The sequence below is a fragment of the Nocardia sp. NBC_00511 genome (assembly GCF_045161165.1).
In the GTDB taxonomy this organism is placed as follows: Bacteria; Actinomycetota; Actinomycetes; order Mycobacteriales; family Mycobacteriaceae; genus Nocardia.
This window is the reverse complement of record NZ_CP107849.1, coordinates 760018-782867: the sequence shown is the minus strand read 5'-3', so window position 1 is coordinate 782867 and position 22850 is coordinate 760018. Positions and strand designations below refer to the sequence as shown.

General features: G+C 67.4%; 24 protein-coding genes. 12 read left to right on the top strand and 12 right to left on the bottom strand.

The window, feature by feature from the left end; translation table 11 throughout:
* Positions 1-141 precede the first annotated feature (141 nt).
* Together OG300_RS03720 and OG300_RS03715 are read left to right on the top strand one after the other, a co-directional pair.
* Positions 142-954 carry a hypothetical protein gene (locus OG300_RS03720; RefSeq protein WP_405492144.1) on the top strand — a complete coding sequence of 271 codons (813 nt, stop codon included), beginning with the start codon at positions 142-144 and terminating at the stop codon, positions 952-954.
* Positions 955-1161: 207 nt separating this feature from the next.
* Positions 1162-1608, top strand: a complete 447-nt coding sequence (locus OG300_RS03715; protein ID WP_405492142.1) for a hypothetical protein — start codon at positions 1162-1164, stop codon at positions 1606-1608.
* A gap of 22 nt (positions 1609-1630) precedes the next feature.
* Here the strand turns inward: OG300_RS03715 and mraY are convergent, their stop codons facing one another.
* The 8 genes from mraY to pgsA form a co-directional block, all read right to left on the bottom strand.
* Positions 1631-2707 carry a phospho-N-acetylmuramoyl-pentapeptide-transferase gene (mraY, locus tag OG300_RS03710; protein WP_405492140.1) on the bottom strand — a complete coding sequence of 359 codons (1077 nt, stop codon included), beginning with the start codon at positions 2705-2707 and terminating at the stop codon, positions 1631-1633.
* Positions 2708-3021: 314 nt separating this feature from the next.
* Positions 3022-3726, bottom strand: a complete 705-nt coding sequence (locus tag OG300_RS03705) for an SDR family NAD(P)-dependent oxidoreductase (protein ID WP_405492138.1) — start codon at positions 3724-3726, stop codon at positions 3022-3024.
* Positions 3727-3764: 38 nt separating this feature from the next.
* Positions 3765-4694, bottom strand: a complete 930-nt coding sequence (locus OG300_RS03700; RefSeq protein ID WP_405492136.1) for a glycoside hydrolase — start codon at positions 4692-4694, stop codon at positions 3765-3767.
* A gap of 90 nt (positions 4695-4784) precedes the next feature.
* A complete protein-coding gene (locus tag OG300_RS03695) occupies positions 4785-5744 on the bottom strand; it encodes a hypothetical protein (protein WP_405492134.1) in 960 nt (319 codons plus the stop codon).
* Between the two features lie 697 nt (positions 5745-6441).
* Positions 6442-7278: a phage shock protein PspA gene (gene pspA, locus OG300_RS03690; RefSeq protein ID WP_405492132.1), complete on the bottom strand. Its 837-nt coding sequence runs from the start codon at positions 7276-7278 to the stop codon at positions 6442-6444.
* Positions 7279-7465: 187 nt separating this feature from the next.
* Positions 7466-7909 carry a helix-turn-helix domain-containing protein gene (locus OG300_RS03685; RefSeq protein WP_405492130.1) on the bottom strand — a complete coding sequence of 148 codons (444 nt, stop codon included), beginning with the start codon at positions 7907-7909 and terminating at the stop codon, positions 7466-7468.
* Positions 7910-7990: 81 nt separating this feature from the next.
* Positions 7991-8482 carry a CinA family protein gene (locus OG300_RS03680; RefSeq protein ID WP_405498458.1) on the bottom strand — a complete coding sequence of 164 codons (492 nt, stop codon included), beginning with the start codon at positions 8480-8482 and terminating at the stop codon, positions 7991-7993.
* Between the two features lie 16 nt (positions 8483-8498).
* Complete coding sequence (gene pgsA / locus OG300_RS03675; RefSeq protein WP_405492128.1) at positions 8499-9176, bottom strand: CDP-diacylglycerol--glycerol-3-phosphate 3-phosphatidyltransferase; 678 nt, start codon at positions 9174-9176, stop codon at positions 8499-8501.
* Positions 9177-9296: 120 nt separating this feature from the next.
* Between pgsA and OG300_RS03670 the strand changes: the two genes are divergently transcribed.
* A complete protein-coding gene (locus OG300_RS03670) occupies positions 9297-9839 on the top strand; it encodes an amino-acid N-acetyltransferase (RefSeq protein WP_405492126.1) in 543 nt (180 codons plus the stop codon).
* A 40-nt stretch (positions 9840-9879) separates the two neighbouring features.
* Positions 9880-10164, top strand: a complete 285-nt coding sequence (locus tag OG300_RS03665) for a YciI family protein (protein WP_405492124.1) — start codon at positions 9880-9882, stop codon at positions 10162-10164.
* A gap of 37 nt (positions 10165-10201) precedes the next feature.
* On the opposite strand, the gene OG300_RS03660 is transcribed toward OG300_RS03665, so the two are convergent.
* Positions 10202-11083, bottom strand: coding sequence for a BTAD domain-containing putative transcriptional regulator (locus OG300_RS03660; protein WP_405492122.1), 882 nt, complete (start codon positions 11081-11083; stop codon positions 10202-10204).
* Between the two features lie 471 nt (positions 11084-11554).
* Between OG300_RS03660 and OG300_RS03655 the strand changes: the two genes are divergently transcribed.
* The 4 genes from OG300_RS03655 to OG300_RS03640 all read left to right on the top strand — a co-directional run bounded on the left by OG300_RS03655 (position 11555) and on the right by OG300_RS03640 (position 14965).
* The gene (locus OG300_RS03655; protein WP_405492120.1) at positions 11555-12184 is read left to right on the top strand and encodes a TetR/AcrR family transcriptional regulator; all 630 of its coding nucleotides are present in this window, start codon (positions 11555-11557) and stop codon (positions 12182-12184) included.
* 93 nt (positions 12185-12277) lie between these two features.
* On the top strand, positions 12278-13231 hold the full coding sequence (locus tag OG300_RS03650; RefSeq protein ID WP_405492118.1) for a hypothetical protein: 954 nt from the start codon (positions 12278-12280) through the stop codon (positions 13229-13231).
* 135 nt (positions 13232-13366) lie between these two features.
* On the top strand, positions 13367-14479 hold the full coding sequence (locus OG300_RS03645; RefSeq protein ID WP_405492116.1) for a type II asparaginase: 1113 nt from the start codon (positions 13367-13369) through the stop codon (positions 14477-14479).
* 57 nt (positions 14480-14536) lie between these two features.
* Positions 14537-14965 carry a TIGR03668 family PPOX class F420-dependent oxidoreductase gene (locus OG300_RS03640; RefSeq protein WP_405492114.1) on the top strand — a complete coding sequence of 143 codons (429 nt, stop codon included), beginning with the start codon at positions 14537-14539 and terminating at the stop codon, positions 14963-14965.
* Between the two features lie 4 nt (positions 14966-14969).
* Here the strand turns inward: OG300_RS03640 and OG300_RS03635 are convergent, their stop codons facing one another.
* Both OG300_RS03635 and OG300_RS03630 read right to left on the bottom strand, forming a co-directional pair.
* Entirely contained in the window at positions 14970-16190 is a 1221-nt protein-coding gene (locus OG300_RS03635; RefSeq protein ID WP_405492112.1) for an acyl-CoA dehydrogenase family protein, read from the bottom strand.
* 71 nt (positions 16191-16261) lie between these two features.
* The gene (locus OG300_RS03630; protein WP_405492110.1) at positions 16262-16750 is read right to left on the bottom strand and encodes a peptidylprolyl isomerase; all 489 of its coding nucleotides are present in this window, start codon (positions 16748-16750) and stop codon (positions 16262-16264) included.
* A 210-nt stretch (positions 16751-16960) separates the two neighbouring features.
* Between OG300_RS03630 and OG300_RS03625 the strand changes: the two genes are divergently transcribed.
* Together OG300_RS03625 and OG300_RS03620 are read left to right on the top strand one after the other, a co-directional pair.
* A complete protein-coding gene (locus OG300_RS03625; protein ID WP_405492108.1) occupies positions 16961-17317 on the top strand; it encodes a hypothetical protein in 357 nt (118 codons plus the stop codon).
* Between the two features lie 178 nt (positions 17318-17495).
* Positions 17496-18956 carry an FAD-dependent oxidoreductase gene (locus tag OG300_RS03620; protein WP_405492106.1) on the top strand — a complete coding sequence of 487 codons (1461 nt, stop codon included), beginning with the start codon at positions 17496-17498 and terminating at the stop codon, positions 18954-18956.
* Between the two features lie 6 nt (positions 18957-18962).
* On the opposite strand, the gene OG300_RS03615 is transcribed toward OG300_RS03620, so the two are convergent.
* Positions 18963-19475 (bottom strand): hypothetical protein, encoded by a 513-nt coding sequence (locus tag OG300_RS03615; RefSeq protein WP_405492104.1) that lies wholly within the window; start codon positions 19473-19475, stop codon positions 18963-18965.
* Positions 19476-19613: 138 nt separating this feature from the next.
* Here OG300_RS03615 and OG300_RS03610 point away from each other — a divergent pair, with 138 nt between their 5' ends.
* Together OG300_RS03610 and OG300_RS03605 are read left to right on the top strand one after the other, a co-directional pair.
* A complete protein-coding gene (locus OG300_RS03610; RefSeq protein ID WP_405492102.1) occupies positions 19614-20681 on the top strand; it encodes a magnesium and cobalt transport protein CorA in 1068 nt (355 codons plus the stop codon).
* 97 nt (positions 20682-20778) lie between these two features.
* Positions 20779-22836: a serine/threonine-protein kinase gene (locus tag OG300_RS03605; protein WP_405492101.1), complete on the top strand. Its 2058-nt coding sequence runs from the start codon at positions 20779-20781 to the stop codon at positions 22834-22836.
* Positions 22837-22850 lie beyond the last annotated feature (14 nt).

Genomic DNA, 22850 nt, shown 5'->3' with positions numbered 1-22850 from the left:
CCGAAGCTACCATATCTTCAGTTAACTGTGCAGTTGGCTGAAGATCTACCGCTCGGACCGGGACGGACACGACGTCCGACTGAACCCGGCGGGCCCGCACACCGTGAGGTTCTCATCAGCACCGTCGATTCGAGGAGCACCATGCGGATAGCCTCCGGCCTGTACGCGGGCGTCATCGCTACCGGGCTCGCCGTCGCGGCATTGCCCGCCGTCGCCACCGCGGCTCCGGTCGCCCAACCGCAGGCACCGTCAGACGCCGCTCCGGTCGCCGAAGCGGTTCCGCCGGGCGGCCTGATCACCACCTTCCTGCACAACCAGGTCACCTACTGCTCGATCATCTGCCCGCTCGCAGCCCAGACCGCCGCGACGATCGCCACCACGACATCGCAGGCGCCGGGCACGCTGTCCACCGCGCTGCAGAGCAACGACGCGATGACGGCGCTCGGCATCACGGCCGCGTCGATCACCGGGCCGACGAATGTCGAAGCGCAGCAGACCATCGTCGCCGACGGCACGATCGTGGCACCGCGCGCATTGAACGCGTTCGAGGTCGGCGTGGTCGGCCTCATGAACGTGGGACCCGCTGCCGCAGAAGGGTTTCCGGCGGTCACCGCGGCCCTGCAGGCCGCCCAGCAGGACACCTATACCGCGATGAACGCACCGATCGTGCCCTACCCCACACCCACCGTCACTCCGCACGATGCCGGACAGACCGCCGTGGTCGCGGTGATCGACGCGGGCGCAGCAGTCGTCTTTCCGGCGTTCAATACCGTACTGACCGCCGCCTTCTCAGCTCCCGACGCCGCAGCACAGGAACTGGCGGCGACCGGCGATCCCGATCAGGCACTGGCGGCGGGAGCCGAGACCGTCACCGCAGCAGAGACTTCGGCGAACACCATCATCACCGACGCCTTGAACAACGCAGTGGAGAAGATCGCGGAGGCCAACCAGTAGGCGGCTTACTACAGCCCCGATTCCACACGCTGTGATCGCTGCTGCCATCAGCGAGTTCGGCACCGCCCAGGTGTCAAGACCCCAGCTTCACCTGCATGAATCATGCTCCACGAAATTTGAAGCGTGATAATTTCACTCAGCGGCACGGCGGTCGGGCCGAGCCGAATGTTCGTGGCTACACGGATATTTCGTAGTGGAAGGTTTCCCATGACTACTCCCCGGATGCGCTACGTCAAGGTCGGCACGGCCGCGATCGCGGGCGTCGGCGCAGCGCTGCTGACCTTCACGCCGAACGCGGCGGCAGATACCGGATTCGGCAATGTCGCGATTCAGGGCAGCGCGAATCCGCAGGTCGGATGCAGCTACACCTTGACCAGTGGCGATCTGGCGGGCGGGGGCAGCAGCTCGCTCAGCGGGCAGCCGGTCACCTTCTTCGACAACGGGGCCACCATCGCAACCGGGAAACTCGGCGAAACCCTGCTCCCCACACCCGCGAAGGTGTCGTGGACACCCAAGACCGCCGGACAGCACATCCTCACCGCGACACTGGGTTCCGGCGCGACCGGTACCGCACTCACCCCGCTGACCGAGCAGGTCAGCGCGTCCACCTCCACCGGCAGCGCGGGCTGCCCGCTGCCCAGCATCTCCGGGTAGTCGACTCGAAAGGGTTGGGCCGCTACCGGGTGGCCGAGAGGTGCTCGCCGTAGAACAGCATCAGCCCGGTGGCGGCGGAAATCGCTGCGAGCAGCCAGAATCGGATGGATACCGTGGTTTCCGGCCAGCTGCTGAGTTCGAAATGGTGATGCAGTGGGGCCAGCCGGAACAGGCGGCGGCGGGTGGATTTGAAGACCACGATCTGCAGGAGCACCGAGAGGATCTCGGCGCAGAACAGGGCGCCGATCACGATCATGAGCAGTTCGGTGCGGGTGGTGATGGACAGTCCGGCCAGCAGACCGCCCAGGGCCAGTGAGCCGGTGTCGCCCATGAAGATCTTCGCGGGTGCGGCGTTCCACCACAGGAATCCCACACACGCCCCGCCCGCCGCGGCACTGACCAGCGCCAGATCGAGCGGGTCGCGCACCGTGTAGCACCCCGCGCCGGGCCGGGTCGCGCAGGCATTCGTGTACTGCCAGAACGTGATCAGCACATACGCGCCCAGCGTCAGGCCCATCGAGCCCGCGGCCAGACCATCGAGCCCGTCGGTGATGTTCACGGCGTTCGACCAGGCGACCACGATGACGCACACCACCAGCACGAACACCACCGGAATGAACGACAGCCAGCCGACGTCACGCAGAATCGACAGGTGCCTGCTGGCCGGGGTCAACCCGGTGCTGTCGGGAAACCGCAGCGCCAGCACCCCGAAAATGATTGCGGCACCGAACTGGCCGACATATTTGCCGCGCGCCGTCAGCCCGAGATTGCGGCGCTTGTAGAGCTTGATGAAGTCGTCGAGAAACCCGACCAGCCCCAGCGCGGTCGCCAACCCCAAAACCAGCAGTCCGGACGCGGTGACCCCGGAGGCGTTGTAGCGCAAGCCGACCAGATGCGAACCCAGATAGCCCGCCCACATCCCCACAATGATCGCGATCCCACCCATGGTGGGTGTCCCCCGCTTGACCTGGTGACTACGCGGCCCCTCGGCCCGAATCTCCTGCCCGAGCTTCGCCCGCGTGAACACCCGCACCAGCACCGGCGTCAACGCGATCGACACCGCCAAAGCGATCATCGCCGCGAACAAGATCTGCCTCATCAGCCCACCCCTCGCGCGCCCGACTTCGACCCGCTGCTTCGACACAATCCGAACGGTCAGATCGTAACCAAGCAACGGCAACCGTTCAGTCCCGCCGATCGACCGGCCGCCCTTGGCGTCGGACGCGCGTGCGGTGAACGATACGAGCTACTGCAATTCAGACATAGCCACCGAGTGGGGTTTTCCGCTGTACAACACGCTCACAGTCGATCTACCTGGCCGGGAGCCGGATCGGTCGCCTAATCGGTCGCCCGGCGGCCGCTTATCCGGTGTGCCAGAACTGATCTGACACCCGGACATAGCGCGAGAGCTTGCTACCAGGCGACCGTCTTGCCGAGGTAGTCCAGATATTGCAGCCCCGGGTGGCCGTGTTGGGCGTCGATGGTGGTGACGAGGTGCGGAATGCTGTCGCTGATGGTGAGTGGGGCGTCGGGGCCGCCCACGTCGGTTTTGATCCAGCCGGGGGCCATCAGGAGCAGGGTTCGCGACGAATCGCGGTGGCGGGCGGTGTAACTGCGCATCAACTGATTCAGGGCGGATTTGCTGGCTCGGTAGATCTCGAAGCCGCCGCGTTCATTGTTGGCGACGCTGCCCTGACCCGAGGACATGATCGCGATCGTGCCGTCGGGAGCGACGAGGTCGCCGAGGGCTTCGATCACCCGCATCGGGCTGAGGGCGTTGGTGACCATCACCCGGTTGAACTCCTCCGTGCTGATGGTCGCGGGAGTTTCGGCCGGCTCGTGGGTGACGCCCGCGTTCACGAACAGCAGGTCGAAGGTGCGGGCGGACAGGCGTTCTCGCAGGGCCGCCACCTGGTCGGGAGCGGTGATGTCGACATGTTCGATCTCGAGCCGGTCGCCCGCGGTGTCCTGCACATCGTGCAGCGGGGTGCGGCCGGATCCGCGAACGGTCGCCACCACCTGTGCCCCACGGTCGAGATATTCCGAGGCGATCGCGCAACCCAATCCGCGTGAGGCACCGATGATCAGGACACTCTTGGCTCCGGAGGATGTACTCACGGTTCTCCTTGTCGTCACGGGCTATCAGGCCGAGCTGCTCATGCTTCCGAGGGCGGGTTGCCTTCCCGCAGGACGGTGCCGTGGCGAATCGTTCCGGAGCGGCCGGGCAGTTCGCGGGGCGCGGTCCAGGTGCGGAAATCATCGTGGCTGTCGCTGTAGAAGTACTTTCCTTCGGTGTAGGCGTCGAAGAATATCCGCCAACCGCCATCGTCGAGTTGCACGATGGAGGGTCCTTCCCGCGGTACGCCCCACCCGGCCCAATCGCCGCTTGCCACTACGAGATACGGGCCGGTCGGGTTGAACGCGCAGGCCAACTCGATGAATTTGGTCGTCTCGTTCTTGGTGAACGCGAAATAGCGACCACCGCGACGAACCAACGTGGTGTCGATGTAGCCGAGGGGGTTGAGGGCGAAGAGATTCGGGCCCAGTCCGGCCATCGGGATCATGGCGTTCCACGATCGCAGCGACGCGTCGGCCGCGGTCAGCAGATGCGGTGTGAAACCGTGCCCGCTGGAGAGCGACACGATGACGCTGACAGTGCCGTCGCTGTCGACGAACCATTCCGGCGCCCAGCACGCTTCCACATCGGGCATCGGAATCGGGAAGTCGTACAGGTGCTTCCAGCTGACCCGATCCGAGCTGCGCGCGAATCCGATGACCTGGCCGCCACCGGAGGCGGTGTAGGTGAGGTAGTAGTCGCCATCCACGTGACGGAAGATGCTCGGGTCACGCATCACCCCGACCGGCGGGCGATAGGCGGGGCCACTCAGTAGACGGAAGTTGATCGCATCGTCGGATTCGTAGACGTACAAGTCGGTTTCGCTGGCATTGGTGAACACGGTCATCGTGAACCGAACCGCCGAATTGCCCGGCCCACCGGCGGCCGCCCGCGCGGCGCGCCCCACCACCAGCGGCAACCCCACGGCCAAGGCCAGCGCGCGCCTGCGACCGATTCCTCCCTGCACCATGGCGCGATTATTCAACCTCGGCAGAGCACTCCTCGAAGACACGCCGCCGAACCGGATCCGCGAAGCGCGGATCGGAAGAGCAGCGTTCCGCTACGGCTCGGCGCGGTAGCGCTGGTCGGCCAGGTCGGTCAGCGCCTGGGCCCAGCCGTCCAGACGGTCGGCGGCGTCGCGGAGATGGACTGTGGCCCAGCCGAGGTCGTCGGCGATGGCAGCGCTCTCCGGAACGGCCAGGACGCGGGCGGCGGCGGCCACCATGCCCTCGAATTCGATGACGCCGCTGTCGAGTCGGACCGAGACGGTTCGGACATGCTCGCCGAGAGGAGAATTCGCGCCCAGGGCGGTGGACGCGCGTTCCATGGCCACCACGTCGGAGGCCAGGGCGTGGAGGGCGGCGGCTCCGGAGGCGGCGGTGTCCAGGGTGTCCTGGAGGTCGTCCTCGGGGAGGCGGCCGGAGCGGGCTATCTGGGTGCCCAGGCCGTGCAGGGCACGCTCGGCACGGACCAGGCGGGCGATGGAGGCGCGGGCGGCCGAGCGCAGGGGTGGGAGCTTGCGGGGGACGAAAGTGGCCTGGGGCAAGGGTTCCCGGCGCTGCTGCAAATATTTGCGGGCGGTCACGGCCGTGCCGGTGACCAGGGCCACCGCGCCGCCGCCGACCACGACCACGGCCCAGGCGGGGGCGGAGATCAGGACAAGGCCGACGGTGCCCGCGGTAGTGAGGCCCGAAGCGGTGCCCAGGCGGAGGCTACGGCGGCGGGTTCGCCTGCGGCGGCGAAGTTCCCGTTCGCGGGGGTCGGCCCATTTGCGGACCGCCACCAGGGCTTGTTCGCCGACACCGCGCAGGGTGTCGGGCAGGCGGTGGGCCAGTTCCTCAGGGCCGATACCCGTGGGGGCCAGCGTCTCTCGGACCGCGTCGGTGACCTTGTCGCGCTTCGTGCGCCGGGCCTGCTTCGCATCGGCCTCGGCACGCGCCTTCGCCGCTGACGCCTCCTTCTTGGCGGCCCGGCGACCAGCAGGTGGGGCAGCGCGGAAATTCGCCGCGGTGGCACTCACGCCAGCGGGCGGCTGAGCCACGACGGCCGCCGACTGCGACTGCGCCGCAGCGGAAGCCGCTCTTCTGGCGGCCTTGCGACCACGCCGAGACGTGTCGTCGGGGGCTGGAGCAGGCTCGCGCACACGGGCAGTCTCGCGCACCCCACCGACAGGTTTGTGGCCACGAGCCGTCTGCCTCGCACCATCGACCCGATCGGGGGCATCGACAGGCCCGCGCATCCGATCGGCAGGATTGCGGGTTCCGGGGGCCTCTCGCATTCGACCGACAGCTTCGTGCACACCGTTGGCCGAGTGCTGGGCGGCAGCAACGGAGTTCGGTGTGCCTTCGGGGTCTGATTCGCCGACGGGGACGGCGGGCTGTCCCCACGGAGACCAGGCGCGGACCGGAGTGGGCTCGGCGGTGTCGAGTGGGCGGGTCGGGAACTCGGGTGCCGCAGGCGAACTCGCACCCGCCGGTCCCGGCGGCCAGACAACACTCACCGGTGCGCCGGGAGTCGTTGCGGGCGAACCGGATTCGGCCGGCGGGAGCGGCCCGGAGGCAGGCTGGGCGTTAGCCGACGGCCCGAAAGGAGATGGCATTCCCGGAATCGGCTCGGCCTCTTTGCTGCGGGTTCGGCGCAGAAAACGGGCAGGGGAGGTCGCGGGGTCCTGGTCGGCCCGCGATCTCCCCATCGTCGTACTACCTTTCGCGCAGCAGTTACTGCTGGGCGGCCTGGCCCTTGTTGAAGTTCGGGTTGGCGGCGGGCTGGGCGGGCTGGCCCGGCTGGATCTGCGGCTGGGCGGCGTTGTTGCCACCGGCGGGCAGGGCGTCGCCACGCATGGAGGCGCGGATCTGCTCGAGGCGGCTGTGGCCGGCCATCTGCACGGAGGCCTGCTGGACCTCCATCATGCGACCCTGCACCGTGTTGCCCGCGAGCTCGGCGGCACCGAGGGCGTTGGCGTAGCGGCGCTCGATCTTCTCGCGGACCGCGTCCAGGCTCGGGGTGGTGCCGGGGGCCGACAGCGTGGAGTCCATCTGCTGCAGGGAGGCCGAAACCTGCTCCTGCATCTTGGCCTGCTCCAGCTGCGAGAGCAGCTTGGTGCGCTCGGCGACCTTCTGCTGCAGCAGCATCGCGTTCTGCTCGACGGCCTTCTTGGCCTGGGCGGCGGCCTGCAGCGACTGGTCGTGCAGCACCTTCAGGTCCTCGACGGCCTGCTCGGCGGTCACCAGCTGCGCGGCGAAAGCCTCAGCGGCATTGGTGTACTGGATCGCCTTCTCGGTGTCGTTGGCGTTGGTCGCCTGGTCGGCGAGCATGACCGCCTGCCGCGCATTGGCATTGAGCTTCTCGACCTCGTCCAGCTGGCGGTTCAGCTTCATTTCCAGCTGACGCTGGTTGCCGATCACCGATGCGGCCTGCTGCGACAGGGCCTGATGCTGACGCTGGGCTTCCTCGATGGCCTGCTGGATCTGCACCTTCGGATCCGCATGCTCTTCGATTTTGGAATCGAAGAGGGCCATCAGGTACTTCCAGGCCTTCACGAACGGATTAGCCATCGATTGATCCCGCCTCCATATGACGTCCCGCACCCCTTGGCGCGAGGTGTAGTGCGCGACCGTCGCGCACCCCTGTTGTCCTTATCTCCACTGTGCAGCGGCCGAGCCGGAGAAGTCGCCCACAGCACGACCTCCCCGGCACGAAGCCTACAGAGAATTTATCCCTTTCGGCTCCTCAGCACAGCGATCACTTGGCAGCAACCAGCACCAGTCGGTCCGACTTGGGCGCCGGAATGACGATGCGGGGCCCGAAAGCGGCTTCCCCACTACCGTCACCGCCGCGCTTCGCGACCTTGGCGGTGGTCTTCGAGAGCCCGGGCCTGGCGGCGGCCGCGGGCGTCTTCGCCGAGGTCACAGCGGGTGCGGTGGCCTTTCCGGCGGCCAGCGCCGTGGCCTTGTCGGCGTCGGCCATGGCCGCGCTCACATCGAAAAGCACCTGTGCCAGCGGCACATCCAGGGCCTGGCAGATGGCGGCCAGCAGTTCACTGGATGCCTCCTTGCGACCCCGCTCCACCTCGGACAGATACCCCAGACTCACCCTCGCGGAGGTCGATACCTCACGCAGCGTCCGGCTCTGGGCGACCCGAGCACGCCGCAGGCTTTCCCCGATCGCTTCTCGCAGCAGCGTCATCGCGTTCTCCTCACACTCGTCTCGCCGGACTCAGCGTCTGCCTGGACAACGTCCGGCGTCGGCCACGCGTTCCCGGCGTCCTCACTCGCCCCCGACCATGCGGGCGAGCTCGGTGACCGCGGCACGAACCGCACCCACCCTGATCGTCCACCGGTCCCCCGACAAGTTCAACCGCAGTACCTCGGTGGACTCCGGACCCGCTATACCAACAAATACCGTGCCGACCGGCTTGTTGTCCTGGGGTTCGGGTCCGGCGACTCCGGTCAATCCGATGCCCCAGTCCGCGCCGCAGCGTCGCCGGGCACCTGCGGCCAGCTGCTCGGCGGTGCTCGCGGCAACCGGTCCGTCGCTGGTCAGGGTGTCCGCACTCACATCGGCAAGGGTCTGTTTGAGGTCGGTGGCGTAGACGATCAGTCCACCCCGCAACACCGCGCTCGCGCCCGGAATTCCCGCGATGGTGGCGGCCAGTAATCCGGCGGTCAGCGATTCGGCGGTGGCGACGGTCTGCCCGGCCCGGCGCAGGGCGGAGACCAGTTCGGCGGCGGGCACGGCGGACACGAGCGGATCGAGCACGGAGGACGGCTCGAACTCAGGCGGCACGACCGCCACCCGGCGACCCGAACCACAGCCGGGCGGCCTGCACCACGTAGTCGAGGCCGGTGACCACGGTCAGCACCATGGCCACGTACATCAAGTCCATTCCGGCAGCGGCGAATCCGCCCGACAGCGGCAGCAGCAGCACTCCGATCGCGACCGACTGCACGAGCGTCTTGAGCTTGCCGCCACGGCCCGCGGGAATGACACCGCGGCGAATCACGGCCAGCCGCAACAGGGTGATGCCGAGTTCGCGAGCCACGATCACCCAGGTGATCCACCAGGGCAGATCGTGCAGCGCCGACAGCCCGATCAGAGCCGCGCCGATGAGCGCCTTGTCCGCGATCGGATCGGCCAGCTTGCCGAAGTCGGTGACCAGACCGTACTTCCGGGCCAGCTGACCGTCGATGCGATCGGTGATGGCGGCGACGCCGAACAGCGCGGCCGCACCCCAGCGCCAGCCGGTGTCGTGCCCGCCGCGAGCGAAGAGCGCGAGCAGGAACAGCGGCACGATCGCGATGCGCAGGATGGTGAGGATGTTGGCGATGTTCAGCAGTGGGACAGCGGCGGGCTCCACCACCGGTTCCGGTCGCGGCACGCCACCGGCGAAGCCCGGCCCGGCCGCGGCGGCTTCACCCCAGCGACCCTCCAACTCGTCACGCTGCACAGTCACCAGCGCCCCCGCCGGCCGACGAAACGGCCCAGGTTTCCGGACCATGCCGGGATGCGGGGGAACTGGATGTGTGACACACCGATAAGCCTATCGGTAGGCGGGCCGACTACTGTGCACCCCATGACAACACGGGCACCGGACAGCGGTTCGATCGGCGGGCAGACGGCACTTCAGCCCGTCGTCCGCCGAGCCCGCACGTCCGATGTGCCCCGAATCAAACAGCTCATCGATATCTACGCGGGCAAGATCCTGCTCGAGAAGAACCTGGTCACGCTGTACGAAGCGGTGCAGGAGTTCTGGGTCGCCGAGCACGACGGGGTGGTGCTGGGCTGCGGTGCGCTGCATGTGCTGTGGGCCGACCTCGGCGAGGTGCGCACGGTGGCGGTGCATCCGGATATCAAGGGCACCGGCGCGGGACGGCTGCTGGTGGAGCAGTTGATCACGGTGGCCCGTGAGCTCGAGCTGAAGCGGTTGTTCGTGCTGACCTTCGAGGTGGATTTCTTCGCCCGCCACGGGTTCGCCGAGATCGAGGGCACGCCGGTGACCGCCGAGGTGTACGCGGAGATGTGCCGGTCCTACGACACCGGTGTCGCGGAGTTCCTCGACCTGTCCTACGTCAAGCCCAATACGCTCGGGAATACCCGAATGCTGTTGACGCTCTGACTGTTCCGTACCCAATCCGTCGATCAGGAAGCGATTCGCCATGGCCGTGTTCGCCGTTCACTACGTCTACTCCGACACCACCGCCCCGGCCCGGGACATCCACCGCGCCGATCACCGCGCGTGGCTCAACAGCCTGGTGGATGCCGGCACCGTGCTCACCAGTGGCCCGTACCCGGACGGTTCGGGCGCGCTGATCCTGGTCGAGTCGCCGGATCTGGAATCGGTGACCAAGCTGTTCACCGAGGATCCGTTCGCGCGCGAAGGACTGCTCGCCGACAGCCGGATCGTCGAATGGGTGCCCACCATGGGCGCTTTCAGCTCCTAGGGCCCGACCCCCGACGGTCCGGATGCCTCATCCGGACTCAGGCGATGGATCCCATGCGGTTCGTGCTGCCCGCGTGGACTATTCGCAGCGTGCGCCCGGCTGTGCCGTGCTGGACCGGATGCCGGGATTCCGGTGTGAACTCCCCGCTGAGCACCCGGCGCCGCAGCGCCCGGGTGTGGTGGTCGGGGCCGAGTTCGAACTGCTCGTGCAGGCGGCGCGCGCACAGCGAGTACCAGTGCTCGGCCTGCTGCAGTTCGCCGCGGCGCGCATGGATGAGCATTAACCGGCGGAAGGCCGCCTCGTTGGCGGAATCCACGGCCAGGATGCGACGGCAGGCGGCGGCCGCCTCGATGAGATCGCCTGTGTCCATTGCGGATTCGGCCAGCGCGTCCAGGGCGCCGAGTGCCGTCAGCCGCAGCCAGTGCCGCTGCTCGGTGACCCAGTCGTCGGATTCGCCGCAGAAGAACTCACCCGCGTAGAGGGCGGCGGCCTGCCGGTAGAGCTCCATCGCGGATTCGCGGCGACCGTGCACTGCGGCCTCGCGGGCCGCGAGGGTGCAGCGCTCGAGTTCGTGGCAGTCCACCACCACGTCGAGTCCGGCGTCCATCACGTAGCCGAAGTCGCGGTACTCGACGCGCAGGAAATCACGGTCCGCCCCGAAGTGGGCGTCGAGCACCTTGCGCACGCCGTGTACGGCCACCTTCAGCGAGGTGCTGGGATGGTCGATATCGGGCCACAGCTGTTCCCGCAGTTGCTCCTTGCCGACCACGATGCCCCGGTTGACCAGCAGCAGCCCGAACAGCGAGCGGGCCTTACCGGCCCGCCATCCGATCCGATCTCCGCCGGGCAGCTCGAACGCGAACTCACCGAGCAGGTTGATACGCACGCGTTCCCGCGTCACAGTGCCGTCGAATGCCATGGTGGACTCCTCGGGGAACAACAGTCGATATTGTTTACGGGGCAGGACAATTCACGAAGAATGCCCACTGCCTTAGAATCGGAGAGCCCCCCGCCGCGAACGAATGCCGCGGCCTGCTCACTACCGACGATCGGGTGAAATCAGAGATACCGCAATCACAAGTGGATATGCTCGAGATACATTGACATACCGCCTGATTCACATCAACATCCGGGATATCGCGATGTACTGCGTTGTACCGCAACCCATCCCGGATTCGTTTCCGATGGCGGCTATGTTCGCACGCCCAACAGCGGTGTGCAAGTGCGCTTTCCACAGCTCACGGCGATAATGTTTCGCCCCCGCCGCTACCTGGACGATTCCGTGAGATGGCAGGCTCCGCTCATGTTTCGCCGCCGCGCTCGGAGACCGGGCGCCGGCCGCGACCGGTGTCCGGATGAGCGCCGCGACCCGATCTGCGATCATGTTCGAGTGAGTGAGACAGGGCGACTTAGACGCGCCCCCGTACAGTCACGAAGTCGTGAGCGTGTCGAACGAATTCTGGACGCCGCCCGGGAGCTGGTCTGCGAGAACGGATTCGACACCGTCACCACCCGGGGGATCGCCGAACGCGCCGCCGTGCCGATCGCCACCCTCTATCAGTTCTTCGCCAACCGGGAAGCCGTTTTCGAGCAACTGCTCGAACGCGATATGGAACGCCTCGATCAGCGCATCGCCGACGACACCGACGCGTTGCGGGCCGAGAGCATCGGCGAGGCCATCAATGCCTTCGCGGTCGTGCACCGCACCCACTTCCTGCAGCACCTCGGATTCGTCGCCCTGTACTTCACTTTCGGCGACCGCGAGCTGGTGCGCACCCATCAGCGCCGCTGCGCGGAATCCTTCGGGCGACTGCTGCTGTCCTCCGGAGCCTTGGCGCCGCAGACCGATCCGCGCGTGTTCGACGTGGCCATCGCGATCGCCGAGGGCACCATCGAGAGCGCCTACCGGGACCGGCCGCGCGACGAATGGGTGGTCGAACAGGGGCGGCTGATCCTGCGGCTCTACCTCGAAAGCCACTGTGCTCACCCACGACCGACCGGAAAGCTCACCCACGACTAACCGGGGACTAACCAGGCCCCGCTAACTTCGCGCCATGCCCAGTCACGCCCTCGCGGGAGCCGCCCCCTGTCCCCTGCCGATGGCGCCGATCGCATGACGGCGGCCGCGATGCTCGAGGAAGTGTTCCGGCTGTTCCCGGCGCAGGTCAACGCGGCGCTGCCGACGGCCCGCAAGCAGGTGAACGCCTGGGCTGACGCGCCCGCGCTGATGCCGTCCGCGGACTTCCGTAAACGGTTCGCCGCCGCGGACTTCGGGTATTTCGTGGCGCTGGTGCATCCGGAGGTCGACGCCGAGGCGCTCGCGCTCGCGGCGGACTGGTTCGCGTGGCTGTTCCTGGTCGACGAGGAACTCGGCGGTGGTGGCGCTGATCTCGATGAGGCCGGAGGGCTTGCCGCACAGGCGTGTTCGGTGTTGCGCGGTGCGGGACCGGGCGGTGACGGGCCGGCCGCGGACGCACCGTTGATCACGGCGCTGACGGAGCTGTGGCGGCGGACCGCGCCGCGCGGCTCGGCGGCCTGGCGGACCCGGTTCATCGGACATCTCGAGGAGTGCCTCTACTCCGCCGCCTACTGGAAGGGCGGAAATCGCTTGCGCGGCATCGTGCCCGACCGCGACACCTATATCGATCGGCGGCGGCACACGGGGGCGAGCTATGTGTGCCTGGACCTGGTGGAGGTGCTCGGCGGGTTCGAGGCCTCGGCGCGCCGCTGCCGCGAATCCGTGTTCTCCGAGGCGCTCAACGCGACCTGCGATGTGGTGTGCTGGACGAACGACGTATTCGCCCTCGCCGACGGGCGCTCGCTCGGTGAGATCCACAATCTGGCCTATGTCGTCGGGTATCACGACAAAATCGATGAGGCCGAGGCGATTTCGCGGGTCTGCGCGGATATCGACGCGCGGATCCGGCAATTCCTCGACCTGGAGGCCAATCTGCTGGGCCGGACCGCGCCCGACCAGGCCGACGTCACCACCTACCTCGGCAGCATGCGGACCTGGATGCGGGGCAATTTCGACTGGTCGAGCCGGATCAGGACATTTGCCTCTTGAGGCGACCCACCCGGCACCCGGGAGAATCGCGTAATGGAAACAACATCCATTCCGTGAGGGGTCCTGCGTTATCGCGACAGGAGCCGAAAGGACGTCGCAATGGCGCGAAAAAGTCTTCTCCGCATAGCCGGTTTATTGTTCGGCGCAACCATTCTCGTCGCGGGCTGCGGCAATTCCGGTGATAGCGCCCACATTGCGACACCCGCGACCACCCCGGCGGTCTCCGACCAGACCGACGACGCGCCCGCACCCGCGCCCGGCACCCAGCCGCGCGTCACCATCCTCGCGACCGGCGGCACCATCGCCGGTAAGGCCAACGACAATTCGGCGGTCGGCTACACCGCCGGGGAGGCCAGCGCGCAGGATCTGATCGACGCCGTGCCCGGACTGGACAAGATCGCCACCCTGCATGCCGAGCAGATCGCCAATATCGGCAGTCAGGACATGAACGACGAGGTCTGGCTGAAGCTCGCCGACCGGATCAATCAGCTCTTCACCGACAATGCCGCCGACGGCGTGGTGATCACGCACGGCACCGACACCATCGAGGAGACGGCGTTCTTCCTCGATCATGTTGTCGCCAGCGACAAGCCGGTGGTACTGGTCGGTTCGATGCGGCCGTCGACCGCGCTGAGCGCCGACGGGCCCGCCAATCTGCGGTCGGCCGTGCAGGTCGCCGCGGCTCGCGACGCCCGCAATCGCGGTGCGCTGGTGGTGCTCAACGACACCATCCACACGGCGCGCGATGTCACCAAGACCAACACCACCAGCGTGCAGACCTTCGTCTCGCCCAATGCCGGGCCCGAGGGGTTCGTCGACGCCGCGGCGGTGCGGTTCACGAAACCCGCTGCGCGACAGGCGCGTGCGCATTTCCAGGTGCCGGGCAGCGCACCCATGCCGCGGGTCGACATCGTGTACTCGCACGCCGGGATGAACGCCGATCAGGTGCACGACGCCATCGGGCACGGCGCGAAGGGGATCGTGCTGGCGGGTGTCGGTGACGGAAATACGTCCGAGGAAGTGGTGGACGCGCTCAGCGACGCGGCGCATCACGGCGTGGTCGTGGTGCGTTCGAGCCGCGTCGGTTCGGGCACCACGGTGCGCAATGCCGAGGTCAACGATGATCAGCTCGGGACGGTCTCGGCACTGGATCTCAATCCCGCCAAGGCGCGGGTGCTGACCCAGCTGCTGCTGGTCAACAACATCACCGATGCCGGGCAGGTGCAGCAGCAGTTCGCCGCTCGCTGACCGCATTCGAACCGGACCGCCGAGGGCCGCGTGCCGTCGGCGGTCTAGCCTCGACTGGTGCGATTGGACGAATCCACCGCCCTGACCCGGTTGCGCGCCGCGCGCGTGGCCCGGCTCGCGACCGCCGACCCGGCGGGCGTCCCGCACCTGGTTCCGGTCACCTTCGCGGTCTCGACCGACGGCGTGCCGGCCGTGGTCATCGCCATCGACCACAAGCCCAAGACGACCACCGATCTGCGGCGGCTGCGCAATATCGCGGACAATCCACGGGTTTCGCTGCTGGCCGACCACTACGACGACGAGTGGACCCGGCTGTGGTGGGTGCGGGTGGACGGCACGGCCGAGATCCGCACCGGCCCGGCCGAGATCGCCGAACCGGTGCGGCTGCTGTCCGCCAAATACGTTCAGTACCAGCAGAACCCGCCGAGCGGCCCGGTCATCCGGATCCGGGTGGACGCGATCCGGGGCTGGGCCTACTCGGCGTGAACCGCTACTTGACCAGCAGGCCCTTGGCGATGTGCGTGACCTGGATTTCATTGCTGCCCGCGTAGATCATCAGCGACTTGGCGTCGCGGGCAAGCTGTTCCACCTTGTACTCGTTCATGTAGCCGTTGCCGCCGAAGAGCTGCACGGCCTCCATGGCGACCTCGGTGGCGGCGCGCGAGGAGTACAGCTTCATCGCCGAGGCCTCCGCCAGGGAGACCTTCTCGCCCGCCGCGGTGCGCTCGATGGCGTTGAACACCATGTTCTGCACGTTGATTCGGGCGATCTCCATCTCGGCCAGCTTGAGCTGGATGAGCTGGAACTGGCCGATCTCCTTGCCCCACAGCTTGCGCGACTTCGCGTAATCGACGCTGAGCCGGTGGCATTCGTTGATGATGCCCAGGGCCAGCGAGGCGATGCCGATTCGCTCGGCGGCGAAAGACTCCTTCGCGCTGTCCTTTCCATCGCCCTTGGCCGGGTTCTCGGTCTCGCCGAGCAGCCGGTCGGGGGTGATGCGGACATTGTCGAAGAACAGTTCGCCGGTGGGCGAGGAGTTCATGCCCATCTTCTTGAACGCCGCGCTCTGCACGAAACCGGGCATGCCCTTGTCCAGCACGAAGGTCAGCACCTTGCGGTCGCGGCGGTCGACGCCGTCCTCCTCGTCGAGCTTGGCGTAGACGATGGTGACGTCCGCGTAGGGACCGTTGGTGATGAAGGTCTTGCGGCCGTTGAGGATGTAGTCGGCGCCGTCGCGGCGGACGTAGGACTTCATGCCGCCGAACGCGTCCGAACCCGAATCGGGTTCGGTGATCGCCCAGGCGCCGACCTTCTCCATGGTGACCAGCTCGGGCAGCCAGCGCTTCTTCTGCGCCAGGGTGCCGCGGGTACGGATGGTGGCGGCGGTGAGGCCGAGGCTCACCCCCATCGAGGCGACCAGGCCCAGGCTGACGCCCGCGAGTTCGCTGTTGAGGATGACGCCCATGCTGCCCGAGCCGCTGAAGCCGCCGCCCGACTTACCCGTCGTGCCCGCTTCCTCGCGGGCCAGCGCCTTCTCGAGCCCTTCCCTGGCCATCTCGTCAAGGCCGAAGGTCGCGTACAGCTTGCGGATGATGTCGAACGGCGGCAGGGCACCGCTTTCCAGCTGGTCGACGTGCGGCCGGAGCTCCTTGTCGATGAAGCCGCGCACAGCGTCGCGGAGCATCAGGTCTTCGTCGGACCACTGGTACATGTCGTGAACTCCCGAGGGATCGCCGGAACAGTCCCTCGAATATAGAACACGTTCTAATTGCAGCGGGCGGGTCAGTGCTCGTGATCGTCGTCTTCGCCGTGCGGGTGGCCGTGCACCAGCTCCTCGTCGCTGGCGTCGCGGATGTCGACGACCTTGACCTTGAAGTGCAGGCGCTGACCGGCCAGCGGGTGGTTGGCGTCGATGGTGACCTCGCTGCCGTCGACCTGGCGCACGGTGACGATCTGCGATTCGCCGTCCGGCGCCTCGGCGTGGAACTCCATGCCCGGCTCGATCTCGTCGACACCCTCGAACATCTCCAGGGCGACGGTGCTGACCAGTTCGGCGTCGTACTCGCCGTAGCCGTCCTCCGGCTCGACGATCACGACCAGCTCGTCGCCGGTCGTCTTGCCCTCGAGCGCGCGCTCCAGCCCGGGCACGATGTTCTCCGCACCGTGCAGGTAGACCAGCGGCTCGTCGCCGACCGAGGTGTCCAGCACGTCGCCGTCATCGTCGGTCAAGGTGTAATCGATGGAGACGACCTTGTCAGCGGCAATCGACATGGCGGTGACCCTTTCGCAGAGGAATACAGACGGGGCCAAATGTATCCCGGAGCCGCACGGAATTCGAATTCAGCGCCGAGGCCCGGTTACGGGCGAATACACCACCGGTCACGAAATTTCCGAAACGACTTGGTGCGCATGCCACGTCTGGTACGCATAGATCGGATTGGTTCACGATAGTCCCCTTCTCTCGGCACGGAAGAAGGAGCGATGAAAATCAACCGATTTACAGCGACCGCCGTGCTCGCAATCGGCGCGACGGCACTCTCCGCAGGTACGGCGGGCGCGGACCCGGCCACCACCGACGATCCGCCCGGCATCACCGTCGAGCAGTCCCCCGAGGCGGCCACGCCGCCCGCCACCAACGTCGATGACCCCGACGTCTCCATGCACCAGTGCAACGCCCTGCTGGGCGCCCTGGTCGGCGCGGCCATCGGCGGCAGCGGCAGCGCACTGCCCGGCGCCCTGATCGGCGCGGCCATCGGCGCCGCCATCGGCTGGACCCTCCTCTACCCGCCGGGCCCGCCCCTGGCGTGCTGGAACCCGAACCCGCCGCCGGCTCCCTGATCCGCTTCCCCCACAACAGCTTTCCCGATAGGCCCCGTCCGCCGGTGCGCACCGAATCCCCTCGGCGCACCGGCGCGGGGCCGCCCACTCGCCGCGAGGATACCGGGCGGTACCCGGGCAGATTCGGCATCGGCGGGACTGCCGCGCGCGCATACTCGATGCGAGCGGAGGAGTCGGGATGGATGCCGGGGCGGCCGTGTGCGTTGTCGGGGCCGGGCAGAGCGGGATTCTGGCCGCGGCGAAGTTGCGGGAGCTCGGGTTCGGTGACATCGATGTGCTCGAGGCCGCAGACCGGCTCGGCGGGTACTGCCAGACCGCCGAGGTCGACGGCCGAATCTATGATTTCCAAGCACATCTCGTGGCGCAGCAGGACTTCGGGGCGGATATGGCGGGGACCGCGGTCGAGGCATTGCTGCGCGCGCATCCGGTAGCCACACAGCCGGAGTCGCTGTACTTCGTGTCGCGGTCGGGGGCGGGTAAGCCGCAGCTCGGGGTGCCGCCGCATTTCGTGCCGCTGTTGCAGAGCCTCACGGCGGAGCAGGCCGTCGATCAGCTGGTCGAGGCGTGGAACATCATCGAGCGGGCCGATCGCGAACGGCGGGGGCCCGGGCTGGATGGGCTTGCGTACGACCGGATTTCGGGCGAGACGTGGGAGAGCTATCGGGCTCGGCACGCACCGCTGGTCGGGGAGATCTTGCAGGGCATGATGATCTACGCGAACATGCGGCGGCCGCGGCAGGCGGCCGAGACGGTGATCAACGCCAATGCGCATATCAGCGGGCATGTTTCGCAGTTGGGGAAGATGCTGCTGTCGCTGTACCCGGGTCAGCGGGAGGCGTTGGTCGGGCGGATGCCGCCGTCGCTGCTGGCGCAGATGAGTTCGCGACGGCCGATCAGCCTCGGGTTTCCGCACGGGTTCCGGAGTCTGCTGCAGCGGATCGTCGACGATCACCGGTTGAAGGTCTCACTCGGGTGCCGGGTGACCGGGATCGAAGCGTTGCGACCCAACGAGATTCGCGTCAGATACCGGGAAGACGGCAGTGAACGGACGCGCACGTACGCCCAGGTCATAGTGACCGCCCGACCCGCGCAGATCCGGGAGATCTTTCCCAGCGGGGAGATCCACGACCTGTTCTCCGAACGGAACTGCCCGCGCACCTGGACTCGCAGCTATCTGATCCACACCCCGAACGAACCGCTCACCTTCCCGCGCCGCCCCGATTCCGCTGAGCCACTGGGCTTCTGGCTGATCGACCCCTATGGCAGTTACACCGACACCGACCCGCAGCAGTCCCGGCATCGGATCACCGCGGCCAACAAGCAGCACCCCGGACCGTACTGGGTGTGCTTCAGCAACTCCGACCTGTCGGTCTCCGACGCCGAAGCCTGGTCGCTGGCCGCGGAGAGCCTGTTCCTGTTCCCCGATCCCGAACTCGTCGCCGAAGCCATCGCCGAATGGCCCGCCTATCCGAGCACCACTGCGCTGCGCGAGGATTGGCCGTCACGGGTGGCCGCCGTCCAGGGCCGCGACGGCCTCTACTTCGTCGGCGAGATCCTCTCCGGCCCGACCCTCGAGTGCATCAGCTCCTACGTCCACACCGTCGTTCCGCTGTGGTTCGCCGATCCCGCCCGCGCCTGACGCGGACTACCGGTGCGCGGTGAGCGCCGCGGCGAGCCAGGCGAAGGCGGGCACGTTGGACGGCATCGGCGTGTGATCGTTGAGCTCGTCGAGTAGCTGCCAGTAGCGTTCGATGCGACGGTCGGTCACGGCGGCGAGCCAGGACAGCAGCGCATGCTGTTCCGCGGCAGGCAGTTCCGTCGGCACGATGCGGTTCAGGATCATCCGGCCCCGCTCCGAATCCGGTGTGATGTCCGCTTCGACCGCGGGCCGTGCGTGCTCGAGGATCAGCGGCCGGACGTTCAGGCCGAATTCGATCCGGTTGTCGACGGCGCTCTCGACGGCCATGCGGCGCATCGTCGCTTCGAAGTCCGGATCGGACACCAACGCCGACAGCTCGTCCCAGGCGCGGGACTTCTCCGGCGGGATGGTGGCGGGGAGTTCTCGCATGAATGCGGCGATTACCAGGGCGTCCTCGTCGTCGATTCCGGCGTAGACACGGTCGACGAATCCGTCGACGATTCGCTGGGGAGAGTTCACCGGCACACGGTATCGGCGGGTGCGCGGGCAGGGACAGGGATTTTCGGGCGGCGTGCCGTGGAATGGGCACGGGATCGACATGAAGAGGTCATCTGCGCGGGGTTTCGGGGGTTTGCCGAGTGGTGTCACGATCGGGCGATGTCCCCTGGTTCGCCATTGCCCTCGTTCCGCCGGAACAGTCGCGGGCGGATACCGTGGATTCCGGTTCCGGCCGCGCGCGCCATTGTCGACTGCGCCGTCTATGTGGACGGGAAACGGATGCCCGGGCATTTCACGCACGCGGCGGCGCTCGCGGAAGTACGCAAGCGCGGCGACGGGTTCGTGTGGGTGGGATTGCACGAACCGGACGAACATCAAATGGCCGATATCGCAGAGACTTTCGGGTTGCATCCGCTGGCGGCCGAGGACGCGGTACGCGCACAGCAGCGGCCCAAACTCGAGCAGTACGACGAGACGCTGGTCATGGTGATGCGGACGGTGGCGCATCTCGAACACGACATGCACAGCGTCAGCGAGATCGTGCAGACCGGGGAGATCCTGGTGTTCGTGGCGGCGGAATTCGTGGTAGCGGTGCGGCACGGGGAGCATTCGGGGCTCGCGGGGGTGCGGCGGGAACTCGAGGGCGACCAGGAACGGCTGCGGCGGGGGCCGGGGGCGGTATTGCACGCCATCGCCGACTACGTGGTCGACTCCTATATCGAGGTGGCGGCATCCGTCGAACAGGATGTCGAGGCGATGGAGGAGGAAATCTTCACGCCCGGAAGCAAAGTCGCGGTCGAACCGATCTATCAGCTCAAGCGCGAGATCGGCGAGTTGAAGCGCGCGGTGTACCCGCTGTCCGCGCCGCTGCAACTGCTGGTGCGGCCGGATATGCCGCTCAGCAAGGAGATTCGCCGTTATCTGCGCGACGTCGCCGACCATCACACCGCGGTCACCGAACGCATCGCCGACTTCGACGAATCCCTGCGCGCCCTCATCGACGCCGCGCTCGCCAAGCACGCGGTGCAGCAGAACACCGATATGCGCAAGATCTCCGCGCTCGCCGCCATGTTCGCGGTGCCGACCATGATCGCCGGAATCTACGGCATGAACTTCGAGCACATGCCGGAACTCAAGCAGGCCTGGGGTTACCCGGCCGCGCTCTCGGCGATGGCGCTGCTGTGCGCCGCGCTGTTCGTGGTGTTCCGGCGCAGCAAGTGGCTGTGATCGCCCGGCATCCGGCGGGCCGGTCAACTAGAGTTCGATGAGGCCGTGATCAGGCTTCGCGCAGCGTCTTCCGGCTGCGCGTACACAGGGGACGAGCATGGATCTGCGACCGGGGACGAACTTCGCCGGGTTCACCATTCGCCGGCTGCTGGGCCGCGGCGGGATGGGCGCGGTGTATCTCGCCGGTCATCCCCGGCTCGACCGGCTGATCGCGCTCAAGGTGCTCAACGAGGTGCTGGCCGCGGATCCCCCGGCGCGCAACGCCTTCGACCGTGAGGCCCAGCTCGCCGCCCGCCTCGAGCACCCGAACATCGTGGGCGTCTACGACCGCAGCCACCCGCGGGATCCGGCACTGTGGCTGTCGATGCGGTTCATTGAGGGCGGCGATGTCACCACACTGCTGTCGGGCACCGTCAGCGGCCTGAAATTGCCGCGCGCGGTCGCGTTGATCACCGACGCCGCGCACGCCCTCGACTACGCGCACGCGCAGGGCGTGCTGCACCGCGACGTCAAACCCGCCAACCTGCTCATCGACCACGATCTGCGCTCCGGGGAACGCGCGGTGCTCACCGATTTCGGCATCGCCCGCACCATGGACGACACCGCGACCCTCACCGGCGTGGCCGCCACCCTGGCTTACGCTGCGCCGGAACGGTTTTCGCGGAAACCGGCGGACCATCGGGCCGATATCTACTCACTCGGCGCGACGCTGTACCAACTACTGACCGGTGAGCCGCCGTTCCCCCGCAGGGATCAGGCCGCGGTGATCGCCGCGCACCTGCTGGAGGAACCGCCGTCGGTGCGCATCCGCCGCCCGGAACTGCCCGCCGGGATCGACGAGGTCATCGCGACCGCGCTCGCGAAACGACCCGAAGATCGGTACCAGACGTGCGGGGCCCTGGCGGCGGCCATCGAACGTGCCGCTGCGGCCGATCGGCCACCGACCGCCCCGCAACCTGTCGAGACCGTATCGACCGTGAAAGCGCCTCCCGCACCGCAGGATCGAGCGGTCGAGCCGGTGCTGGTCGGGCAATCGACGATCATCGGCACGCCGCCTCCGGCCACTGATCCGATGCCTGCCGAACCACCGTCGCCGATCCCGATACCGACCACCGGACCGGCGAAGATCGGCCGCCGGAAGCGAGTGGCCGTGGTGCTGGTCGCGGTGCTGGTGGTCGTCGCATCGGCGCTCACACTGTCCGAGGTGCTGCGCCAGCGCTCCGACACCTCGTCGACCCCGAGTTCGGCTGCGGCGGAAGCCCCGTCGATCGCACTGGAGAAGTCGCCCAGGGCGATCGCGGTCGACCCCGGCACCCACGCGGTATTCGTGACCAACGACGATCACACCATCTCGGCACTCGACCCGGTCACTGGACGGTCGAAAACGACTGCCACGCTGGGCGGTACCCGAAACACGATGACGATCGACACCGCCTCCCACACCATCTTCGCGGGCGGCACGAACGGCACCGATCCGGTCGTCGACATCATCGACCCCGATACCCTCGCCAGCACCGCGACCATCAAGATCGGACCGGACAAACCGGGGGCCTTCGACTTTCCCAGCGGCATTCTGGTCGACCCCGGGACGCACACCGTGTACGCCTACGAGTCCTTCGACGGCTGGCTGGCCGTGATCGACCCCGCTGCCCGGACACAGCGCACCGATGCTCGCGGATCGTTCGAGTTCGCCGTCGATACCGGCACACACAAGCTGGTGGGCATCAATATCGCGAGCAACTCGGCATTCACGCTCGATCCGGTGTCCGGTGAACCCGCCGACCAGACTGCGGTCAAGGATTGCTGTTCCGGTGCGGTGGCATTCGATCCCGCCGCCCGCATGCTCTACGCCAACGACACTCAGAATTCGCGGATCGTCGCCATCGACCTCGCCAACCGCAAGATCGCCGCCACCATCGCGACACCGCCGATGGGTGGCGTCGGCACCAGCATCGCGATCGATCTCGCGGCCCGGAATCTGTATGTGGGCGGTAGCACCGACAATTCGATCCTGGTGATCGACCTGACCCAGAATGCCGTGAGCAGATCGATCGCCGTCGCCGACAGCCCGGACGCGCTGGCTGTCGATCCGTCCACGCACACGCTCTACACGATCAGCGGCGGCACGCAGAAACTCACCGTCCTGCATCCGTGACGGGCGTCGGCGGG

Excerpts from the sequence above, each read along its gene's own strand:
- OG300_RS03720 (WP_405492144.1), top strand. The coding sequence starts at position 142 with ATGCGGATAGCCTCCGGCCTGTACGCGGGCGTCATCGCTACCGGGCTC.
- OG300_RS03715 (WP_405492142.1), top strand. The coding sequence starts at position 1,162 with ATGACTACTCCCCGGATGCGCTACGTCAAGGTCGGCACGGCCGCGATC.
- mraY (WP_405492140.1), bottom strand. The coding sequence starts at position 2,707 with ATGAGGCAGATCTTGTTCGCGGCGATGATCGCTTTGGCGGTGTCGATC.
- OG300_RS03700 (WP_405492136.1), bottom strand. The coding sequence starts at position 4,694 with ATGGTGCAGGGAGGAATCGGTCGCAGGCGCGCGCTGGCCTTGGCCGTG.
- pspA (WP_405492132.1), bottom strand. The coding sequence starts at position 7,278 with ATGGCTAATCCGTTCGTGAAGGCCTGGAAGTACCTGATGGCCCTCTTC.
- OG300_RS03685 (WP_405492130.1), bottom strand. The coding sequence starts at position 7,909 with ATGACGCTGCTGCGAGAAGCGATCGGGGAAAGCCTGCGGCGTGCTCGG.
- OG300_RS03670 (WP_405492126.1), top strand. The coding sequence starts at position 9,297 with ATGACAACACGGGCACCGGACAGCGGTTCGATCGGCGGGCAGACGGCA.
- OG300_RS03665 (WP_405492124.1), top strand. The coding sequence starts at position 9,880 with ATGGCCGTGTTCGCCGTTCACTACGTCTACTCCGACACCACCGCCCCG.
- OG300_RS03660 (WP_405492122.1), bottom strand. The coding sequence starts at position 11,083 with ATGGCATTCGACGGCACTGTGACGCGGGAACGCGTGCGTATCAACCTG.
- OG300_RS03650 (WP_405492118.1), top strand. The coding sequence starts at position 12,278 with ATGACGGCGGCCGCGATGCTCGAGGAAGTGTTCCGGCTGTTCCCGGCG.
- OG300_RS03635 (WP_405492112.1), bottom strand. The coding sequence starts at position 16,190 with ATGTACCAGTGGTCCGACGAAGACCTGATGCTCCGCGACGCTGTGCGC.
- OG300_RS03630 (WP_405492110.1), bottom strand. The coding sequence starts at position 16,750 with ATGTCGATTGCCGCTGACAAGGTCGTCTCCATCGATTACACCTTGACC.
- OG300_RS03625 (WP_405492108.1), top strand. The coding sequence starts at position 16,961 with ATGAAAATCAACCGATTTACAGCGACCGCCGTGCTCGCAATCGGCGCG.
- OG300_RS03620 (WP_405492106.1), top strand. The coding sequence starts at position 17,496 with ATGGATGCCGGGGCGGCCGTGTGCGTTGTCGGGGCCGGGCAGAGCGGG.
- OG300_RS03610 (WP_405492102.1), top strand. The coding sequence starts at position 19,614 with ATGTCCCCTGGTTCGCCATTGCCCTCGTTCCGCCGGAACAGTCGCGGG.
- OG300_RS03605 (WP_405492101.1), top strand. The coding sequence starts at position 20,779 with ATGGATCTGCGACCGGGGACGAACTTCGCCGGGTTCACCATTCGCCGG.